Raw genomic sequence first — 16,969 nt, 5'->3', positions numbered from 1 at the left:
TCCCTCGCACGGAAGATTGCTAGACAGGCGAGAAATATGATTAGACTAACTACACGTACGTCCGTAGAGCTGGGTGTGCAAGAAGGGGAAGCAACACGATGGGCGTGCTCAACTACGGCGGGACGGATTATCTTTTCGGCGACCGGGTGCTGTCGCACCTGCAGGTCGTCATAACCACGAAGCTCCGTCGGCGGGAGTCGTTCACTCTCAGCTGGATCCCCGACGGCGATGGCGGCCGCGAGGCGATCTGGGTCGACAACGGCGTGCCGATCCGGTTCCGTTACGACGAGTCGACCATCGCGCCGCTCAACAGGGAGTGGCTGGATGCGCTCATGGACGGCACCCACCGGCCGAACGGGTTGCTGGTCATGCCCGAGCCGGTTCTGACTGCGGCCAAGAGCTAGACAGCCCGTGACGTCCGATACGCGCGGCCTCGCGGTGCTGGAGGCCATGCGCGCCTTCGGTGCCGCCGCATCGGCCCTGCGGCGCCGGTCGGAGGGCATGCTGCGGATGAGCGAGAACGACGTGTCCGCGATGCGCTACCTGCTGCGCGCCGCCGAGGAGGGCCGGTCGGTCGGGCCGAAGGAACTCGCCGAGTACCTGGGGATCCAGAGCTCGTCGGTCACCGCGCTGCTGGACCGTCTCGAGCGGGTCGGGCACGTCCGGCGCGAGGCCAGCCCTTTCGATCGCCGGGCACGGATCGTCGTGCCGGTGGTTCCGCAGGACGAGCTGGAGCGCGCCATCCTGGGCGACGTGCGGGACGAGCTCGTCGCGGTCGCGGCCTTGCTGAGTCCCAGGGATGCGCGCATCGTCGTCGAGTTCCTGGGCAGGATGTCTGACGCGATCGACGCGCTGGACCGGCAGGAGGCGCCTGCCTGAGTGCTCGGTGGGACCTGCCTGAGCAGGGCTAGACCCGCCTCCCGGTCGGTGGGAACGTCTGTGGCGAATCGAACCACGAAAGGGGACGTCATGGGACTCGACGACAAGATTGAGAACGCCGGCGAGAAGCTGGGCGGCAACGCCAAGGAGGCCGCCGGCAAGGCGACCGGGAACGAGCGCCTCGAGGCCGAGGGCAAGGGCGACCAGGCCAAGGCCGACGTGAAGCAGGCAGGCGAGAAGATCAAGGACGCCTTCAAGGACTGATCCTGTCATCGACGTCCCCGCGCGGTGCGGCCGTGCGGGGACGTCGTCGTTTCCGGGAGCGATGGGGCGTCATCCCGGGTTCAGCGCACGTTCATCTTTCGTACACCGCCGCGGCGGAGTAGTTTCCGCTTCATGGGAGACCGATCGGAGCGCGCTCGGGCCCGGCGGCTGGCCGGCATCGGCGGCGTGCTGGCCGCGCTCGCGCTGATCGCGACCGTGGCTCTGGCGGTCGCCATCCCGACGCAGGGTGAGAACCCGCGGGCCTGGGGAGTGGTGGTGTGCGGGCTCGTGACCGTCGCCCTCTGTATCGACCTGGCGGTGCGCAACCGGCGGCTGTTGCGGCACTACCGCGGCGATGACCTGGTGCCGCCTCGTCAGGCGCGCGCGAAGGCGGCGCGGTAGCGGGTCGGAGGGACCCCGACCTCCGCGTCGAAGTGATGCCGGAGCAGCGTGGCGCTGCCGAAGCCGCAGCGCCGGGCCACCTCGTCGATCGGGAGATCGGTGGTCTCGAGCAGCAGGCGGGCGTGCAGGATGCGCTGAGTGGTCAGCCACTGCATGGGAGGCACGCCGGTCTCGGCGACGAACCGGCGGGAGAAGCTGCGCGTCGACATGTGGACGCGCTCGGCGAGGGTCCCGACGGTGTGGGTCTCGTCGAGGCGGTCGGTGAGCTCGTCGAGCAGTTCGCTGAAGGTGTCGTCCTCGCAGTCGCTGACCGGCTTGTCGATGTACTGGCGCTGGCCGCCGTCGCGCTGCGGCGGGACGACCATGTTGCGCGCGATGGTGTTGGCGACCGCGCTCCCGAGCTCGCGCCGGACGAGGTGCAGGCTGGCGTCGATCCCGGCGGAGGTGCCCGCGCTCGTGATGATGCGGCCGTCGTCGACGAAGAGGACGTCCGGGTCGACGCGGGCCGCCGGGAAGCGGCGCTGCAAGGCCTCGGCATAGCGCCAGTGCGTCGTGACGTCGCGACCGTCGAGCAGGCCGGCGGCGCCGAGGGCGAAGGCGCCGGAGCACACACTGAGCAGGATGGCGCCGCGGTCGTAGGCACGGCGGAGCGCATCCAGGAATTCCGGCGGGTACTCGTCGCGCACGGTGGCGGCGGGGACGGCGATGAGATCGGCATCGTCCATGGCCTCGAGCCCGTAGGGCGCGGTCAGGGTGACGCCGGTCGGGTTGACGATCGGCTTCGTGGGGTCGATCGCGCAGACGCGGAAGTCGAACGGCTCCAGCCCGGCGTAGCTGCGGTCGAGGCCGAACACCTCGCAGACGACGCCGAATTCGAACATGGCGAAGTCGTCGATGAGGGGGACCGCGACGGATCGGATCATGCCGTCAGTGTACTGGCCGAATTTTTACGAAGATAGACCTGAAGCCATCTCGTGTCCGAATTTTTACGTTCGTAACGTAGGGGACATGGCGAACACGACATGGACACAGGGGATGGACCACGGCTGGGTGGCACGCCCGGCACGAGTGAACGGCGGGGAGCCGGTTGCCCGGCGCCGCTTCCGCATGAGCGAGTGGTTGCCGGCGGCGATCCTCGCCCGCGGTGGCACGGTCACCCGCGAGACCGACCGCGCCCTCAGCGACCTGCGCGGTGCGCAGGCCGCCCGCGAGACCGGCCGCTGACCCTTCTCCGCGCAAGCGCTAGGAAGCGGGGAGGCGCGCCGGGGCCCGCGGGGGAGCGACGGAGGCTCGGCGGACGAGGCCCGCGTCGAAGACGACGGCCTCGTCATCCACCCGCTCGCCGCTGATACGCTGCAGCGCGAGGCGCGCGGCGGCGGCGCCCAGCTCGTAGATCGGCTGTTCGACGACGGTGAGCGGCGGTGTGGTGATGCCCGTCCACTCCGGGTTGTCGAACGCGATCAGCGAGACGTCGTCCGGGATGCGGAGCCCGAGGGTGCGGATGGTCTGGAAGACCGTCATCGCGATGAGACTGTCCGACGCGATCACGGCGGTCGCCGGGTCGGGGCCGGTGAGCAGTTCCCGGGCCACAGCATCCACACCGCGGCGACGCGCGTCGAGCCGGATGTTGCGCTCCGGGGCGGGGATGCCCGCGTCGGTCAGCGCCTCCATGACCCCGGCCACGCGGTCCGCGACGCTCGACATCGTGATGGTGTCGCCCGGCATGTAGACCCCGGCCGGGTGGTCGTGGGTCGAGATGAACGCGATCCGGCGGTGGCCCTCGGCGAGCAGTTCCGCCGTCGCGCGGGCGGCCGCCGTGCGGTTGTCGACGGTGACCGAGTCGTAGCGTCCGTCCTGGTCGCGGCGGTCGAGCAGCACGAGCGGGCGGCCCGCGGCCCCGACGGTCGCGAGGTGGGCCACGCGAGCGGAGGATGCCGGCGCCACGATCAGCGCATCCACCTGCTTGTCGAGGAGCAGGTCCACGGCGGCTTCCTCGGCGTCCACATCCTCATCCGAGTTGGTGAGGATGACGTCGTACCCGGCCTTGCTGGCGACGTCGGAGATGCCGCGCATGGCGTGGGCGAAGAACGGGTTCTCGATGTCGCCGACGACCACGCCGATCGTGTTCGAGCGGCCGGTGTTCATCGAGCGGGCCAGCGCGTTCGGGCGGTAGTTCAGCTCCTCGGCCGCTGCCTGCACGCGCGATCGGACGGCGTCGCTCACCTGCCCGTAGTCGCCGAGCGCGCGGGCGGCCGTCGCCTTGGAGACCTTCGCCGCGCGGGCGATGTCGGCCACCGTGACGGCGCGTCGGGACGCGGGGCGTGGGGACATTCGCTGACCCTTCCTGGTCGCGCTCCCGGTGTTGACGAACCCGGGAAACGTGTTGTAGCGTCCCAGAAAACCAACTGAGACCGGTCTCAGCGTAATCGCCAGAGACCGGTCTCAGCAACCAGGAGATCGACGAGGATCGCACGTCCCCTTCCTCGCAGTCCCCGCCCCCAACGATTGGACCCCGCAGTGAAACGACGCACACTCCTCCGGCCGGCGGGGCTGCTCGCCGCCGCAGCCTCCGCCGCCCTGGTCCTCGCCGCCTGCAGCGCCGGTGGCGCCTCGGGCGCGTCCACCAAGGACAACCCGTACCACCTGATCGAGCCCGGCACCGTCCGCGTCGCCAGCCTCGGCGACTCGAAGCCGTACACGTTCACCGACGCGAGCGGGAACTTCACGGGCTTCGACGTCGAGCTGTTCACCGACGTCGCGAAGCGCGCCGACATCGGCAAGCCGGTCTTCACCGGCCAGGACTTCTCCGGTCTCCTCGCCGCGGTCGCGAACCACCAGTTCGACGTCGGCGTCGCCGCCATCGGCATCACCGACGAGCGCAAGAAGACCGTCGACTTCTCCGACGGCTACCTCGCCGGCTACCTGACCGTCCTCACCACGAAGGCAAGCGGCATCGAGTCCAAGGCCGACCTCGCGGGCAAGCGCATCGGCGTCGTGCAGGGCACCCTGCAGGAGGCGTACGCCGTCAAGAACTTCCCCAAGGCGAGCCTGGTGCGCTTCCCGGACAACAACGCGGCCGTCTCGGCTCTGAACAGCGGCTCGGTGGACGCGCACTTCCTCGACTACGAGGCCGCCAAGAGCTACGTCGCGCAGTACCCCGCGCTCAAGGACGCCGATGACATCCCGTCGTTCGACGCACCCGCCGGCTTCGCCATCGCCAAGGGCAACCCGGCCCTCAAGAACGCCCTGAACAAGGCGCTCCACGAGGCGATGGAGGACGGCACCTGGAAGAAGCTCTACCAGAAGTGGTTCCCGGGCTCGCCGATGCCCGAGCAGTACCTGCCGAAGGCGGAGCAGACCTCGACGCCCACCCCGTCGAAGTAAGCACCCCGTAGGGAGATCCCCATGGACTGGCTCACCACCATCACGCACACCTTCTTCGACATCCCGTCGATGCTGCAGGTCTTCCCGCAGCTGCTGGGCGTCGGACTCGTCAACACGCTGATCATCTCGATCGCGGCGACCGTCATCGGCGTCGTGCTCGGCATGGTGGTCGCCGTCATGGGGATCTCCACCTCCCGCTGGCTGCGCATCCCCGCCCGCATCTACACGGACATCTTCCGCGGCCTGCCGGCGATCCTCACCATCCTGCTCATCGGCCAGGGCTTCGCTCGGTTCTCGCAGTCGATCTTCGGACCGTCGCCGTACCCGCTCGGCATCCTGGCCCTGTCGCTCATCGCGGCCGCGTACATCGGCGAGATCTTCCGCGCCGGCATCCAGAGCGTCGACAAGGGGCAGCTGGAGGCGTGCCGCGCGCTCGGCCTCAGCTACGCCAAGGCGATGGCGCTGGTGGTCGTGCCGCAGGGCGTCCGCCGGGTGCTCCCTGCGCTGGTGAACCAGTTCATCGCCATCGTGAAGGACTCGAGCCTCGTGTACTTCCTCGGCCTCCTGGTCGGCGAGCGCGAGCTGTTCCGGGTCGGCCAGGATGCGGCGGTGCTCACCGGCAACCTGTCGCCGCTGGTGCTCGCCGGACTGTTCTACCTGGTCATCACCGTTCCGCTCACTCACCTCGTCAACTACTTCGACAACCGGTTCCGCACCGGACGCCGGAAGGCGGCGCCGCCGAAGAGCGGACTGGACGAGCTGGACGAGGTCCAGCCGCCCGCGCCCATCACCCTCGGGAGCAACACATGACGTACACCTCGCCCCTTCCCGCGCAGGCGGTTCCGGAGTTCACGAGCTCGTCGCTCGAGCTGGTCGACCTCACGATGGCCTACGGCGACATCGACGTGCTCCGCGGCGTGTCCATCTCGGTCCCCGCCGGCACCACGACCTGCATCATCGGGCCCTCGGGCTCCGGCAAGTCGACGATGCTCCGCGGCATCAACCGGCTGCACGAGCCGAAGAGCGGCGACGTCCGGCTCGACGGCCAGAGCATCCTGGGCACGAAGCCGGACGCGCTCCGCCGCCGGATCGGCCTCGTGTTCCAGCACTTCAACCTCTTCCCCGATCACACCGCGCTCGAGAACGTCATGCTGGCGCTCCACAGCGTGAAGGGGATGCCGAAGTCCGAGGCGCGCCGGATCGCCGAGGAGCGCCTGACCGAGGTCGGCCTCGTCGAGCGGATGGATCACCGGCCGCGCGACCTCTCCGGAGGCCAGCAGCAGCGCGTCGCGATCGCCCGCGCTCTCGCCATGGAGCCGGAGGTCATGCTCTTCGACGAGGTCACCAGCGCGCTCGACCCCGAGCTCGTGAAGGGCGTCCTCAACCTCATGGCCGACCTGGGCCGTCGCGGCATGACCATGGTCGTGGTCACCCACGAGATGAACTTCGCCCGCAAGGTGGCCGACCAGGTCGTCTTCATGGACGAGGGGAAGGTCGTCGAGGCCGGCCGCCCGGAGGACCTGTTCGACCGTCCGCAGAGCCCGCGCCTGCAGCGCTTCCTGTCGGAGGTGCTGTGAGCGGCGCACCGCTCCGCGTCGGCCTCATCGGGTACGGGGTCGCAGGGCGGGTGTTCCACGCGCCGTTCCTCGCGGCGGATCCCGCGTTCGAACTGGCCGCGGTCGTCACCTCGCAGACCGACCGGCTGGCGGCCGACCATCCGTCCGCGGTCGACGTGGCGGATGTGGATGCGCTGCTCGAGCATCCCGGTCTCGACCTGGTGGTCGTCGCCTCGCCGACGCCGTTGCACGTCGCCCACGCGACGGCCGCGGTCGACGCGGGAATCGCGACCGTCGTCGACAAGCCGTTCGCGCCGGACGCCGCGTCGGGGCGGGCACTGGTCGAGCGGGCATCCGAGGCCGGCGTTCCATTCACGGTGTTCCAGAACCGTCGCTGGGACGGCGACTTCCTCACCCTCCGCCGCATCGTCGGCGAGGGCGCGCTGGGCGACGTCCGGCGCTTCGAGTCTCGGTTCGAGTGGTGGAAGCCCGCGGCCGACGACTCCTGGAAGTCGACCACGGGCGCGAGCGAGGGAGGCGGCATCCTGTTCGACCTCGGCGCGCACCTGATCGACCAGGCGCAGCTGCTGTTCGGCCCGGCCGACCTCGCCCACGCGGAGGTCCGCAACCGCCGCGGCGGTGCGGCCGACGACGACGTGTTCGTCGTCCTGGAGCACGCGTCCGGCACGACCAGCCACCTCTGGATGAGCGCCGTCGCGCCGATCGCCGGACCCCGCTTCCGCGTGCTCGGCTCCCGCTCCGGCTTCGTCTCCTGGGGCCTCGACCCGCAGGAGCCGCAGCTCGCCGGCGGTATGCGCCCCGGCGACCCTCGCCTCGGCCGCGCGGACTCCCCGGCCCGCGTCGGCAGCGACGCGCACCCCGACGAGGTCGCGCTCGCCCCCGGCGACTACGCCGACTTCTACCGACAGCTCGCCGCCGCGCTCCGCGACGGCGCACCCCTTCCGGTCGACCCGCTGGACAGCCTCGCGGTCCTCGACCTGATCGACACCATCCACTCGCAGAACCGAAAGTGAGCACCATGACCGCCACATCCATCCGTTCCCGCATCGTCGTCATCGGCGGCGGCGTGCTCGGCGTCTCGACCGCCACCCAGCTGGTCCGACAGGGCGCCGAGGTGACCCTGCTCACCGAGGGCGAGCTGGCCAGCGGCGCGAGCGGCCGCTCCCTCTCCTGGCTGAACACCGCCGGTCTGCGTTCGCCGGAGTACCACGCGCTGCGCCAGCTCGGCATCGACCGGTACCGCACCCTCGCCGCCCGCGAGGACGTGTCGGCGTTCCTCCGCTTCGACGGCGGCCTGACCTGGGCGCCGGAGGGCGAGAGTTTCCGCCCGATCATCGAGCACGAGCGCAGCATCGGCTACGACGCCCAGTGGGTCACCGCCGACGAGGTCGCCTCGGTGACGCCCGGTGTCGACCCGGCGGCGATCGCGTCCGAGGGTGCGATCTTCAATCCGGGCGAGGGATGGCTCGACCTGCCGTCGCTCATCCAGCACCTCGCCGCCGAGTTCACGGCGCGCGGCGGCTCGCTGATCACGGGCGCCGGCCACGTCGACGTCGTGGTCGAAGACGGCCGTGCGGTCGGCGCGGTCGCCGCCGACGGTCGCCGCTTCGACGCCGACGCCGTGCTGCTCGCCACCGGCCCCGGCGTCCCGGCGCAGGTCGCCGAGCACGGCGTCGCGATCGAGGACGGCAGCCCCGCCGCGCTCCTCGTCTGGACCAAGCCGGTCGACACGCAGCTCACCGCGGTGCTGAACACCCCGGACGTCGCCGTGCGCCCCACCCCGTCCGGCGCGCTCGCGCTCGACTCGGCGTGGTCGGAGGAGTCCCTGATCGTGGGCGACGACGGCTCCATCACGGTCCCCGACGGCATCGTCGACCGGCTGCTGGTGGAGGCGTCCCGCGTCCTCGCCGGCAACCCGACCCTGGAGCTGGACGGCTTCGGCATCGGCGGCAAGCCCATCCCGGGCGACGGCGAGCCGGTGCTCGGCGAGCTGGAGCAGATCGACGGCTACTTCGTGGCCTTCACGCACAGCGGCGCGACACTCGGCCTGATCGCCGGCGAACTGCTCGCCCGCGAAATCCTCACCGGCGAGAAGTCGCCGCTGCTGGAGACGTTCCGCCCGGCGCGGTTCTCGGCCGCGCTCGTGTGAGACGTGCGGAGGGGGCAGGTGGGATGGCCCCCTCCGCGCACGACCCGGCCGCCTCGGAAGGCGTCTCCTAGACTCGACCCGTGCACGAGATCGAGGCGGCCGGGTTCCTGTTCGACATGGACGGCACGCTCGTCGACTCCACCGCCGTCGTCGAGCACGTGTGGACGGAGTTCTGCCGCCGGCACGGTCTCGATCCGGTCGAACTGCTCGCGTTCGCGCACGGGCGTCAGGCCGGCGACACGATCGCCCACTTCCTGCCGCGGCTGACCGACGCCGAGCGCGCGGAGCTCGCGACCGGGCTCGTCGCCGAGGAGCTGACGCGCACCGACGGGATCGTCGAGATCCCGGGTGCTGCGGCCTTCCTGACGGCGCTGGCGGACGACGGGGCGAAGATCGCGGTCGTGACCAGCGCGCCGCGCGACCTCGCGGTGACCCGGATGCGCGCGGCGGGCGTCCCCGTCCCCGCGGTGCTCGTGGCCGCCGAGGACGTCGAGCGCGGCAAGCCCGACCCGCTGGGGTATCTGCTCGCCGCCGAACGGCTGGGCGTGCCGATCGGGGAGTGCGTTGTGTTCGAGGATGCGGAGGCCGGGCTGACCGCGGCCGTCGCCTCTGGCGCCCAGGTCGTCGTCGTCGGCGGGCACGAGTCCGGCATCACCGCCGGGTTGCCGCGGCTCCACGACTACGCCGACCTGACCGCGGTCGTCGCCCGCTGATCCGTGCATTGTGCCGGCCCATCCGGGCGCGCATGATCGCACTATGAGCACGAAGAGCGCTCCACGCAAGCTGCCGCGGCGCCCGGCGTCGGGCCTCGCGGAGCGCTGGACGACGGTCGACGGCATCGACGTCTTCTACCGGGAATCGGTGAGCCCGCCGGACGCTCCGGCGATGATGCACGTGCACGGGTTCGGCCTGTCCGGGCGGTACCTGCTGCCCACGGCGGAGCGCCTGGCGAACGACTTCCACACGCTCGTCCCCGACCTGCCCGGGTTCGGCCGCAGCGGCCGCGCTCCGAACGGGCTCGACATCCCCGACCTCGCGCACGCGGCCGCCCGGTTCCTCGACGACCGGGGGATCGAGAAGGTCACGCTGGTCGGCAACTCGATGGGGTGCCCGGTCATCCTGGAGTTCGCCCACCACTACCCGGACCGGATCGAGCGCGCGGTGCTCGTGTCGCCCGCGGGCGGCGTGCACAATCAGCCGCTGCGGCGCGCGGTCGGGCAGCTGTCGCGCGACGGCGTCCGGGAACCGCCCCGGATGGTGACCGTCGCGGCACCCGACTACCTGCGGTTCGGGGTGCCGAGCACGGTGAGGATGTTCCGGGCGCTCACGCAGTATCCGTCGCTCGCGCGGTTGCTCGACCTCCGCATCCCGACCCTCGTCGTCCTGGGCGAGCGCGACCCGCTGATGCCGCACCACCAGCGCGTGCGCGAGATCGCGGAGCGGACGGACAATCACGTCCTGCTCGTCGCGATCGAAGGGGCCGCCCACGCGATCAACTTCAGCCACCCGGGGGAACTGGCGCACGCCATCCGGCTGTTCATGGCCGACCAGCCGATCGTCGACGATCCGGACTCACCCGGTCACGCGCGGCTGTGGGAGGTGCATCGCAGCCCGCACCTGCCGCCCGCGAGCTGAGGCGGCTCAGCGGCCGCAGATCGTGCTGCGCACCCAGGCGTCCGCGTCCTGCGGGGCCAGCTCGCCCGACCGGAGGAGACGAACGAAGTCGAGTGCGTGATCGGTGAGGCGTCCATCCGCCGAGTCGGGCGCGTCACGGCCGACGTGGATGGACAGCCAGCGCGTCAGCCGCGGACCGATGCGGGCGGCGACGGCGACGATCCCGGCGAAGTGCCGCGCCTGACCGTCGGTGCCGTCGTCGACGTGCCGACGGAACCCGCGCCCGCGGATGCGGTTGGAGCCGCCGCGGCCGGCGTCGACCGGCCAGAGCACGCCGCGACGGACGCCCGCGACCTCATGGCCGAGCCGGCGAAGGAACTCGCGCGGGTTCGAGGTGCGCGCCGCGACGCGCGAGCAGGCGTCGGCAAGCTCGGCGCACGCATCCACGCCCGTCCCGGCGTTCACGGACTGCCCCCGGTCACCAGCGCCTCCGCCCCGGCCTGCCACCAGACGCCGGCGGCCGGGCCGCCGTTGCAGGTGCCGTCGCTGACGCCGGGATGCTTCACCCACAGCAGCGCATCCAGCCGGGTGTCGCCACCCTCGGTGACCTCCGGATCCTGGCCAAGCTTCGCGCGGGAGGGGTTGCACCAGGTGCCGGTCCAGCCGTTGCTGTTCCGGGACACGTCGATGATGTAGTGCTTCCACCCGATCTTCGACGAGAGCTTGCCGGCGTAGTCGCGCTCACTCTGCGTCTTGTCGAAGTTGGAGACGTTGGTGAAGAAGCCGTGCGCCTTGTCCACGCCCGCCTTCTTCAGCCACACCGCTTGCGCGGAGGGGAGAGCCAGCGGGCGTTACCGCCGTCGAGGTAGGTGGCGACGCCGGCCGATTCCAGGATGCCGACCGACGCCTTCAGGAGCGGCAGGCGCACCTCGGCCGAGCCGTCGCACTTGGCGTCGGCCAGCATGGCGAGCGAGTCCGGCTCGAGCAGCACGACCGCGTGGCTGCCGCGGAGCGTGGCCGCCATGGTGCGGATCCACGGCAGGTACTGGTCGGTCGCCAGGCCGCCCTTCGAGTAGCCGCCGCAGTCACGGTTCGGGATGGCGTACGCCACGAAGACGGGAGTCGCCCCCTGCTTCTTCGCGTCGGCGACGTCGTTCGTCAATTCGGTCACCAACCGGTCGCCGACGAACCACTCGCCGAGCCAAACGGCGGTCGGGACGGAGGCGATCCGGCCCGCGATGAGCGCGCCCTCGGTGTCGCCCTGCTGCTCCAGGCGCTTCGCTGCTGCGGCGGCCTCGGTGTTGGGGTCGAGGTAGAGCTGTGAGGACGCGAAGGCGCGAGGACTCGCGCTCGGCGTCGCCGTCGCGGAGGGAGTGGCGGCGACCGGGGCGGACGGCGGGCGCGTCAGCCCGAAGACGACCCCCGCCGCGATGATGACGGCGGCTACGACGAGCGCCGCGACGACGATCGGTCTGCGCATCCCATCCCCCGTTCCGTGCCGCTTCGGAAGCCACACCATAACAGCGCCGGGTGCGCACTCTCCGTGTCGCCTGAATTGGGGTACAGCCTCCTGTCCTCCAAACGACCCACAGACGGAGCTTTCTGGCTATGCTCGCGTCTGTCACACCCGAGTTACTCCCTTGAGCCCTGCGATGCCGGACCCGAACCCCGGCCCGCAGGAGAACCCGAACGCTGCAAAGGACGTATCGTGCACACCACCTCCTACAACCGCGCCCACGACAAGGCTCAGCTGCTCGCGCGCCGCCACGAGCGCGACCTGCACTGGGCGAAGGAGCGCCGCCGTCAGCACGAGCGCGAGACCGCCGAGGCGCGCGCCGTGCTCGCGGCGCACCCGCTGCGCCTGGCCGCTACGACCCTGTGGACGGCGGGTGTGCTGCTCGCGGTGATCGCCGGCGGCTGGCTGGCCGCGCTCACCCTGCTCCCCGCCGGCTGGGCGGGCGTCACCGACGCGATCGCCGCCGCCGCGGCGGTCGTCGTCCTGTTCGGCGCGACCATCGGCCTCGGCCGGGTGCGGTCGCGGCGTGCTGCCGCTCGGGCGCTGCTGCGCTCGCGCGAGGCGCGGCTCTCGCACACCCAGTTCCACATCCAGGAGAGCGTGCACTCGTTCATCGACGCGCGCGTGGATGTGGTGAACACCCGGCAGACCGTCTCGGCCTGACCGTTTCTATAATCGAACGGTGCCCCCCATCGACGACGGCGCCGGGACGACCGCGCCTCCCCTGCAGACGCTGTCCCGCGGCATACGGATGCTCGAACTGCTCGCCGACGCGGGCGAGCCGCTGAGCATCCCGGCGATCGCCGCGCGGCTCGGGCTGCACCGCTCGATCGCGTACCGCATCCTGCGCACGCTCGAGGATCACGGGCTGGTCGTGCGCGACGCGGCCGGAGCCGTCGAACTCGGACCCCGGATGGCGACGCTGGCCCGCGCGGTCTCGCGCGACCTCCAGGCGGCCGCCCTTCCGCAGCTGACGGCCGTCGCGAACGAGCTCAGCATGACGGCGTTCCTCGCCGTGCTCGACCGGCACGACGTGGTCACCCTGGTGACCGTGGAGCCGACGCACGCGCACGCGAGCGTGGCGCAGCGACCCGGCACCCGGCATCCGTTGGCCTCGGGGGCGCCCGGCATCGCCATCCAGTCGGTGCTCACCGAGGCGCAATGGCGGATGCTGCCCGGCGAGCACGCGCGGGACGAGGCGGCGGAGGCCCGGTCGCGCGGCTACGCGACGAGCCACGACGAGGTGATCGTCGGGCTCGCCTCGGTAGCCGCCCCGGTGCAGGCGCCGGGCCAGCCGGTCGCGGCGCTGGCCGTCGTCTACATGGCGAGCGAGGTCGATACAGCCCGGCTGGGCGCGCGGCTGCGGGAGGCGGCGGCGGCGATAGAGGCCGACCTCCGCTGAGCATCGCCCCGTTCGGTTACGCTGTGGACGAGCGCCGGGGGCCGGCGGAAGGGGCGGTGCATGCGACGCGTGGATTCGACGCCCCGGCCGGACTGGCGGGCGCGGCTCGACGAGATCGGGTTCACGTTCTACGACCTCCCTTCTGAGGGCGGACGGCCGTACTGGAACGAGTCGGCGGCCTACGCGTTCTCCATGGCGGAGGTCGAGCGCATCGAGGCGGCGACGCAGGAGCTCTTCGACCGGTGCATGGACGCGGTCGAGCACGTCGTGCGGGAACGCCGCTTCGCCGAGTTCGGCATCCCGTCGCGGTTCCAGGACCTCGTCGCCGAGTCCTGGGACCAGGATGACCCGACCGTCTACGGCCGGTTCGACCTCGCCTACGACGGCGCGGACTCGGTGAAGCTGCTCGAGTTCAACGCCGACACCCCGACCTCGCTGGTCGAGTCGGCCGTGGCGCAGTGGCAGTGGCTGACCGAGGTCCGCGGCGACGGCGCCGATCAGTTCAACTCGCTCCACGAACAGCTCGTCGAGCAGTGGGAGCACATCCGCTCGGCCCGCTGGGGCGTCGCCCCTGGCGCGCGGCTGCACCTCGCGTCCCTCCACGACTCCGGCGACGGGCAGCTGATCGTCGAGGACTTCGAGACCGTCGCCTACATGGCCGAGACCGCGCAGGCGGCCGGGTTCGACCCGAAGCTCGTCTACATCGAGGACCTGCAGTGGGATGTGGACGCCGCGCAGTTCCTCGACGCCGACGGCGAGCCGGTGCGCCACATCTTCAAGCTGTACCCGTGGGAGTGGATGGTCAACGAGCAGTTCGGCGGCTTCCTGCTCCAGAGCCGCGGGACCACGCAGTGGATCGAGCCGGCGTGGAAGCTGCTGCTCAGCAACAAGCAGCTGCTCGTGGTGCTGTGGGAGCTGTTCCCGGGCCACCCCAACCTGCTCCCGTCGTTCGCCGACGCGGCGCCGCTCACCGGCGAGCCGTTCGTCCGCAAGCCGCGGCTGGGGCGCGAGGGCGCTAACGTCACGATCCTGGACGGTACGGGCGATGTGGTGGCGGAGGAGCCGGGACCGTACGGCGACGAGGGCTTCGTCTATCAGCGCCGGGCGGCCTTCGCGCCCATCCCGGGCAAGACGGCCGTCATCGGCTCCTGGGTCGTCGGTGACAGCCCGGCCGGGATCGACCTGCGCGAGACGAGCGGCCCGATCACCGGCGACCTGGCGGAGTTCGTGCCGCACTACATCGAGGAGCCCAGCATGCAGGAGGACGGACGTGCGTAGTCGTCGCCCCATCGCCTTGAGCGGCATCGCGGCCGCCAACCGTGCTCTCCCGCGCGCGGCCTTCGGCGTCACGACGCTCGCTGCGGCGACTCTGCTGCTGGCGGGATGCGCGGCCGACGACGAGGGGACGGTGCGGACCGCGAGCGACGGCTCCACCTACGTCCTGCCCGACGACGCGCGCCGCCCCGAGTACCGGACGCGCGAGGACTGCATCGCCGACGTCACCGCGCAGCTGGACCAGCTCCGCGCGGAGGGCAACCAGGTCGACGACGACCCGGAATCGCTCTGCGAGTCATCCGCCGCCTACCCCGGCCACTATCACGCGCCCTGGATCGGCCCGATCCTGTGGGGCGCCTCGATCTGGAACAGCAGCCGGGTCGCCTCCTGGACGCCGGTGCGCAACGGCGGCTTCTCGTGGACGAGCGCCAACCTCCAGCCGGATGTGGTCCAGCGCGCGCCCGCCGGCGCCGCCGCGGGCGACCGGGCGCCGCTCAAGGGAGGATTCGGCAGCTCGGGCAAGTCCGGGATCGGCGGGGCCCGCGAGGGCAGCGTCGGGGGCTGAGCGTCACCGGGCCAGCGCCGCGCTCCGCACGATCGGACGGAAGAACGCGGCCAGCTCGTCCGTCGCGGTGAGCGGCAGCACGTGGGCCACGTACTGGTCCGGCCGCACCACGACGATCGCGCCTCCGCGGTCGATGCCGCGCTCGCCGAAGATGTCGTGTGCGGGGTCGGCGGCGTAGACCTTCTCGTAGTCGATCAGCCCGAACGGCCCGACGCGCGGCAGGAAGAGCGGCGGCACGACGCCTAGGTCGACCGCCGTGTGGTCCTGCTGGTAGATCACCTTCACGTCGAACCACGCGTCCGGGTCCGCGCCCTCGGGCGTCGCAGCGAGCGGCGACTCGGGGGAGGAGGACAGCCACTCGGCCAGGTCAGCGACGTGCGACGGTGCGCCCGCCGCAGCCTCGTCGGCGAAGACGTAGATGCGCCACCGGCCGTCCGCGCGCGCGTGGTGTCCGAGGTGCACCGGGTTGCCGTCGCAGACGCGCTCGACCGGCGCCGACTTGAAGCGCTTGCCGATCGGGAAACCGGTCGCGAGGTCCTGGTGCTCGGCCTCGCCGACGATCAGCGACGGCGCGTACTGCGTCATGAAGCCCGCCGGGAACTCGGCGGTGCGCACGTAGAAGTCCTCGAGCTCGGACGGGCTGGCGAACTCCTCCGGCTTCTTGGCCATGAGGGTCGACCACTCCTTGTCGAAGTCGATGAGGTCCTTCGCCACGACCTGGCGCTCGGCGGAGTACGTGGCGAGCAGCGACTCGGGCGCGCGGCCGTCGAGCACATGGCCGAGCTTCCAGCCGATGTTGAAGCCGTCCTGCATCGAGACGTTCATGCCCTGGCCGGCCTTCGCACTGTGGGTGTGGCAGGCGTCGCCCGTGATGAAGACCCGCGGGGTGCGCATCCCGAGCTCGTCGGGCAGCACGTCGTCGAAGCGGTCGGTGAGTCGGTGGCCGACCTCGTAGACGCTGTGCCAGGCGACGTTGCGGACGTCCAGCGTGTACGGGTGGAGGATGTCGTTGGCCTTCTGGATGATCTGCTCGATGGTGGTGGACCGGATGGCGCGGTTGTCCCCGGCCTGCAACTCGCCGAGGTCGACGTACATCCGGAACAGGTAGCCGCCCTCGCGCGGGATGAGCAGGATGTTGCCCGCCTCCGACTGGATGGAGCACTTGGTGCGGATGTCCGGGAAGTCGGTCACGGCCAGCGCGTCCATGACGCCCCAGGCGTGGTTAGCCGAGTCGCCGGCGAGGTGGCAGCCGATCGCCTCCCGGACCTTGCTGCGCGCACCATCCGCCCCGACGACGTACTTCGCGTGCACGACCCGCTCGGCGCCCTCGTCGGATCCGGCGGTGCGCCGAAGGGTGACGGCGACGGGATGGTCACCCTCGCCGACCTCGAGGCTGACGAACTCGTAGCCGTAGTCCGGCGTGAGCCGAGAGGGGAGTTCGCCGCGACCTCGGCGAAGTAGTCGAGCACGCGGGCCTGGTTGACGATGAGGTGCGGGAACTCGCTCACGCCGGTCGGGTCGTCGACCGGGCGCGCCGTGCGGACGATGCGCGAGGGATCGGCCGGGTCCGGCTTCCAGAACGCCATCTCGGTGATGCGGTACGCCTCGGCGATGATCCGCTCGGCGAAGCCGAACGCCTGGAACGTCTCGACGCTGCGCGCCTGGATTCCATCCGCCTGGCCGATGGCGAGGCGCCCGGGCCGGCGCTCGACGAGCCGGGTCACGACGCCCGGGAACTGCGCGAGCTGCGCGGCCGCGATCATGCCCGCGGGGCCGGAGCCGACGATGAGCACGTCGACGTGGTCGGGCAGCTCGTCGGGTCGGTCGATCCCGGTGCCCTCCGGCTCGTGGATGCGCGGGTCGCCGGAGACGTAGCCGTGGTGGTGGAACTGCACGGGGTCCTCACTTCGTCGTAAGTCGTTCGTTCACTATGCGAACGTCG

At 71.2% G+C, this 16,969-nt stretch carries 21 protein-coding genes and 1 pseudogene; 16 read left to right on the top strand and 6 right to left on the bottom strand.

Going from position 1 to position 16,969, the window contains the following annotated elements:
• Nucleotides 1-98 precede the first annotated feature (98 nt).
• The 4 genes from ACRAWB_RS12075 (at nucleotide 99) to ACRAWB_RS12060 (ending at nucleotide 1,545) form a co-directional block, all read left to right on the top strand.
• Nucleotides 99-404, top strand: coding sequence for a hypothetical protein (locus tag ACRAWB_RS12075; RefSeq protein ID WP_431353551.1), 306 nt, complete (start codon nucleotides 99-101; stop codon nucleotides 402-404).
• A 7-nt stretch (nucleotides 405-411) separates the two neighbouring features.
• The gene (locus ACRAWB_RS12070; protein WP_431353550.1) at nucleotides 412-879 is read left to right on the top strand and encodes a MarR family winged helix-turn-helix transcriptional regulator; all 468 of its coding nucleotides are present in this window, start codon (nucleotides 412-414) and stop codon (nucleotides 877-879) included.
• Between the two features lie 90 nt (nucleotides 880-969).
• Nucleotides 970-1,143: a CsbD family protein gene (locus ACRAWB_RS12065; RefSeq protein WP_431353549.1), complete on the top strand. Its 174-nt coding sequence runs from the start codon at nucleotides 970-972 to the stop codon at nucleotides 1,141-1,143.
• Between the two features lie 132 nt (nucleotides 1,144-1,275).
• The gene (locus ACRAWB_RS12060; protein ID WP_431353548.1) at nucleotides 1,276-1,545 is read left to right on the top strand and encodes a hypothetical protein; all 270 of its coding nucleotides are present in this window, start codon (nucleotides 1,276-1,278) and stop codon (nucleotides 1,543-1,545) included.
• On the opposite strand, the gene ACRAWB_RS12055 is transcribed toward ACRAWB_RS12060, so the two are convergent.
• Entirely contained in the window at nucleotides 1,518-2,468 is a 951-nt protein-coding gene (locus ACRAWB_RS12055; RefSeq protein WP_431353547.1) for a helix-turn-helix domain-containing protein, read from the bottom strand. The two genes, ACRAWB_RS12060 and ACRAWB_RS12055, sit on opposite strands and share 28 nt — an antisense overlap.
• 85 nt (nucleotides 2,469-2,553) lie before the next feature.
• Between ACRAWB_RS12055 and ACRAWB_RS12050 the strand changes: the two genes are divergently transcribed.
• Nucleotides 2,554-2,769, top strand: coding sequence for a hypothetical protein (locus ACRAWB_RS12050; protein WP_431353546.1), 216 nt, complete (start codon nucleotides 2,554-2,556; stop codon nucleotides 2,767-2,769).
• An 18-nt stretch (nucleotides 2,770-2,787) separates the two neighbouring features.
• Here ACRAWB_RS12050 and ACRAWB_RS12045 read toward each other — a convergent pair whose 3' ends face one another.
• Entirely contained in the window at nucleotides 2,788-3,876 is a 1,089-nt protein-coding gene (locus ACRAWB_RS12045) for a LacI family DNA-binding transcriptional regulator (protein ID WP_431353545.1), read from the bottom strand.
• A 186-nt stretch (nucleotides 3,877-4,062) separates the two neighbouring features.
• Here ACRAWB_RS12045 and ACRAWB_RS12040 point away from each other — a divergent pair, with 186 nt between their 5' ends.
• The 7 genes from ACRAWB_RS12040 to ACRAWB_RS12010 all read left to right on the top strand — a co-directional run bounded on the left by ACRAWB_RS12040 (nucleotide 4,063) and on the right by ACRAWB_RS12010 (nucleotide 10,290).
• The gene (locus tag ACRAWB_RS12040) at nucleotides 4,063-4,929 is read left to right on the top strand and encodes an ABC transporter substrate-binding protein (RefSeq protein WP_431353544.1); all 867 of its coding nucleotides are present in this window, start codon (nucleotides 4,063-4,065) and stop codon (nucleotides 4,927-4,929) included.
• 21 nt (nucleotides 4,930-4,950) lie between these two features.
• Entirely contained in the window at nucleotides 4,951-5,739 is a 789-nt protein-coding gene (locus tag ACRAWB_RS12035) for an amino acid ABC transporter permease (RefSeq protein WP_431353543.1), read from the top strand.
• Nucleotides 5,736-6,506, top strand: coding sequence for an amino acid ABC transporter ATP-binding protein (locus ACRAWB_RS12030; protein WP_431353542.1), 771 nt, complete (start codon nucleotides 5,736-5,738; stop codon nucleotides 6,504-6,506). Before ACRAWB_RS12035 ends, ACRAWB_RS12030 begins: the two co-directional genes overlap by 4 nt.
• Nucleotides 6,503-7,519, top strand: coding sequence for a Gfo/Idh/MocA family protein (locus tag ACRAWB_RS12025; protein ID WP_431353541.1), 1,017 nt, complete (start codon nucleotides 6,503-6,505; stop codon nucleotides 7,517-7,519). Before ACRAWB_RS12030 ends, ACRAWB_RS12025 begins: the two co-directional genes overlap by 4 nt.
• 5 nt (nucleotides 7,520-7,524) lie before the next feature.
• Nucleotides 7,525-8,655: an NAD(P)/FAD-dependent oxidoreductase gene (locus tag ACRAWB_RS12020; RefSeq protein WP_431353540.1), complete on the top strand. Its 1,131-nt coding sequence runs from the start codon at nucleotides 7,525-7,527 to the stop codon at nucleotides 8,653-8,655.
• Nucleotides 8,656-8,735: 80 nt separating this feature from the next.
• On the top strand, nucleotides 8,736-9,368 hold the full coding sequence (locus ACRAWB_RS12015; RefSeq protein WP_431353539.1) for an HAD-IA family hydrolase: 633 nt from the start codon (nucleotides 8,736-8,738) through the stop codon (nucleotides 9,366-9,368).
• A gap of 43 nt (nucleotides 9,369-9,411) precedes the next feature.
• Nucleotides 9,412-10,290, top strand: coding sequence for an alpha/beta fold hydrolase (locus ACRAWB_RS12010; protein ID WP_431353538.1), 879 nt, complete (start codon nucleotides 9,412-9,414; stop codon nucleotides 10,288-10,290).
• A gap of 6 nt (nucleotides 10,291-10,296) precedes the next feature.
• Here the strand turns inward: ACRAWB_RS12010 and ACRAWB_RS12005 are convergent, their stop codons facing one another.
• The 3 genes from ACRAWB_RS12005 to ACRAWB_RS11995 are packed head-to-tail and all read right to left on the bottom strand — an operon-like array spanning nucleotide 10,297 to nucleotide 11,749.
• Nucleotides 10,297-10,734 carry a hypothetical protein gene (locus ACRAWB_RS12005; RefSeq protein ID WP_431353537.1) on the bottom strand — a complete coding sequence of 146 codons (438 nt, stop codon included), beginning with the start codon at nucleotides 10,732-10,734 and terminating at the stop codon, nucleotides 10,297-10,299.
• Nucleotides 10,731-11,069, bottom strand: a complete 339-nt coding sequence (locus ACRAWB_RS12000) for a glycoside hydrolase family 6 protein (RefSeq protein ID WP_431353536.1) — start codon at nucleotides 11,067-11,069, stop codon at nucleotides 10,731-10,733. The genes ACRAWB_RS12005 and ACRAWB_RS12000 overlap by 4 nt, the downstream gene beginning before the upstream one ends.
• An 11-nt stretch (nucleotides 11,070-11,080) precedes the next feature.
• Complete coding sequence (locus tag ACRAWB_RS11995; protein ID WP_431353535.1) at nucleotides 11,081-11,749, bottom strand: glycoside hydrolase family 6 protein; 669 nt, start codon at nucleotides 11,747-11,749, stop codon at nucleotides 11,081-11,083.
• Between the two features lie 228 nt (nucleotides 11,750-11,977).
• Here ACRAWB_RS11995 and ACRAWB_RS11990 point away from each other — a divergent pair, with 228 nt between their 5' ends.
• The 4 genes from ACRAWB_RS11990 to ACRAWB_RS11975 are packed head-to-tail and all read left to right on the top strand — an operon-like array spanning nucleotide 11,978 to nucleotide 15,027.
• Entirely contained in the window at nucleotides 11,978-12,448 is a 471-nt protein-coding gene (locus ACRAWB_RS11990) for a hypothetical protein (protein ID WP_431353534.1), read from the top strand.
• Between the two features lie 28 nt (nucleotides 12,449-12,476).
• Nucleotides 12,477-13,187 carry an IclR family transcriptional regulator gene (locus ACRAWB_RS11985; protein ID WP_431354509.1) on the top strand — a complete coding sequence of 237 codons (711 nt, stop codon included), beginning with the start codon at nucleotides 12,477-12,479 and terminating at the stop codon, nucleotides 13,185-13,187.
• Nucleotides 13,188-13,247: 60 nt separating this feature from the next.
• Nucleotides 13,248-14,465: a glutathionylspermidine synthase family protein gene (locus tag ACRAWB_RS11980; protein ID WP_431353533.1), complete on the top strand. Its 1,218-nt coding sequence runs from the start codon at nucleotides 13,248-13,250 to the stop codon at nucleotides 14,463-14,465.
• On the top strand, nucleotides 14,458-15,027 hold the full coding sequence (locus ACRAWB_RS11975; RefSeq protein WP_431353532.1) for a hypothetical protein: 570 nt from the start codon (nucleotides 14,458-14,460) through the stop codon (nucleotides 15,025-15,027). Before ACRAWB_RS11980 ends, ACRAWB_RS11975 begins: the two co-directional genes overlap by 8 nt.
• Nucleotides 15,028-15,030: 3 nt before the next feature.
• Here the strand turns inward: ACRAWB_RS11975 and ACRAWB_RS11970 are convergent.
• Nucleotides 15,031-16,922: pseudogene (locus ACRAWB_RS11970) on the bottom strand (FAD-binding monooxygenase).
• Nucleotides 16,923-16,969: the final 47 nt, after the last annotated feature.

This window comes from Leifsonia poae, from assembly GCF_050632865.1.
GTDB classification, from domain to species: Bacteria; Actinomycetota; Actinomycetes; order Actinomycetales; family Microbacteriaceae; genus Leifsonia; species Leifsonia poae_B.
Note: the sequence above shows the minus strand (reverse complement) of the source record. Positions and strands in the feature narration are given on the sequence as shown.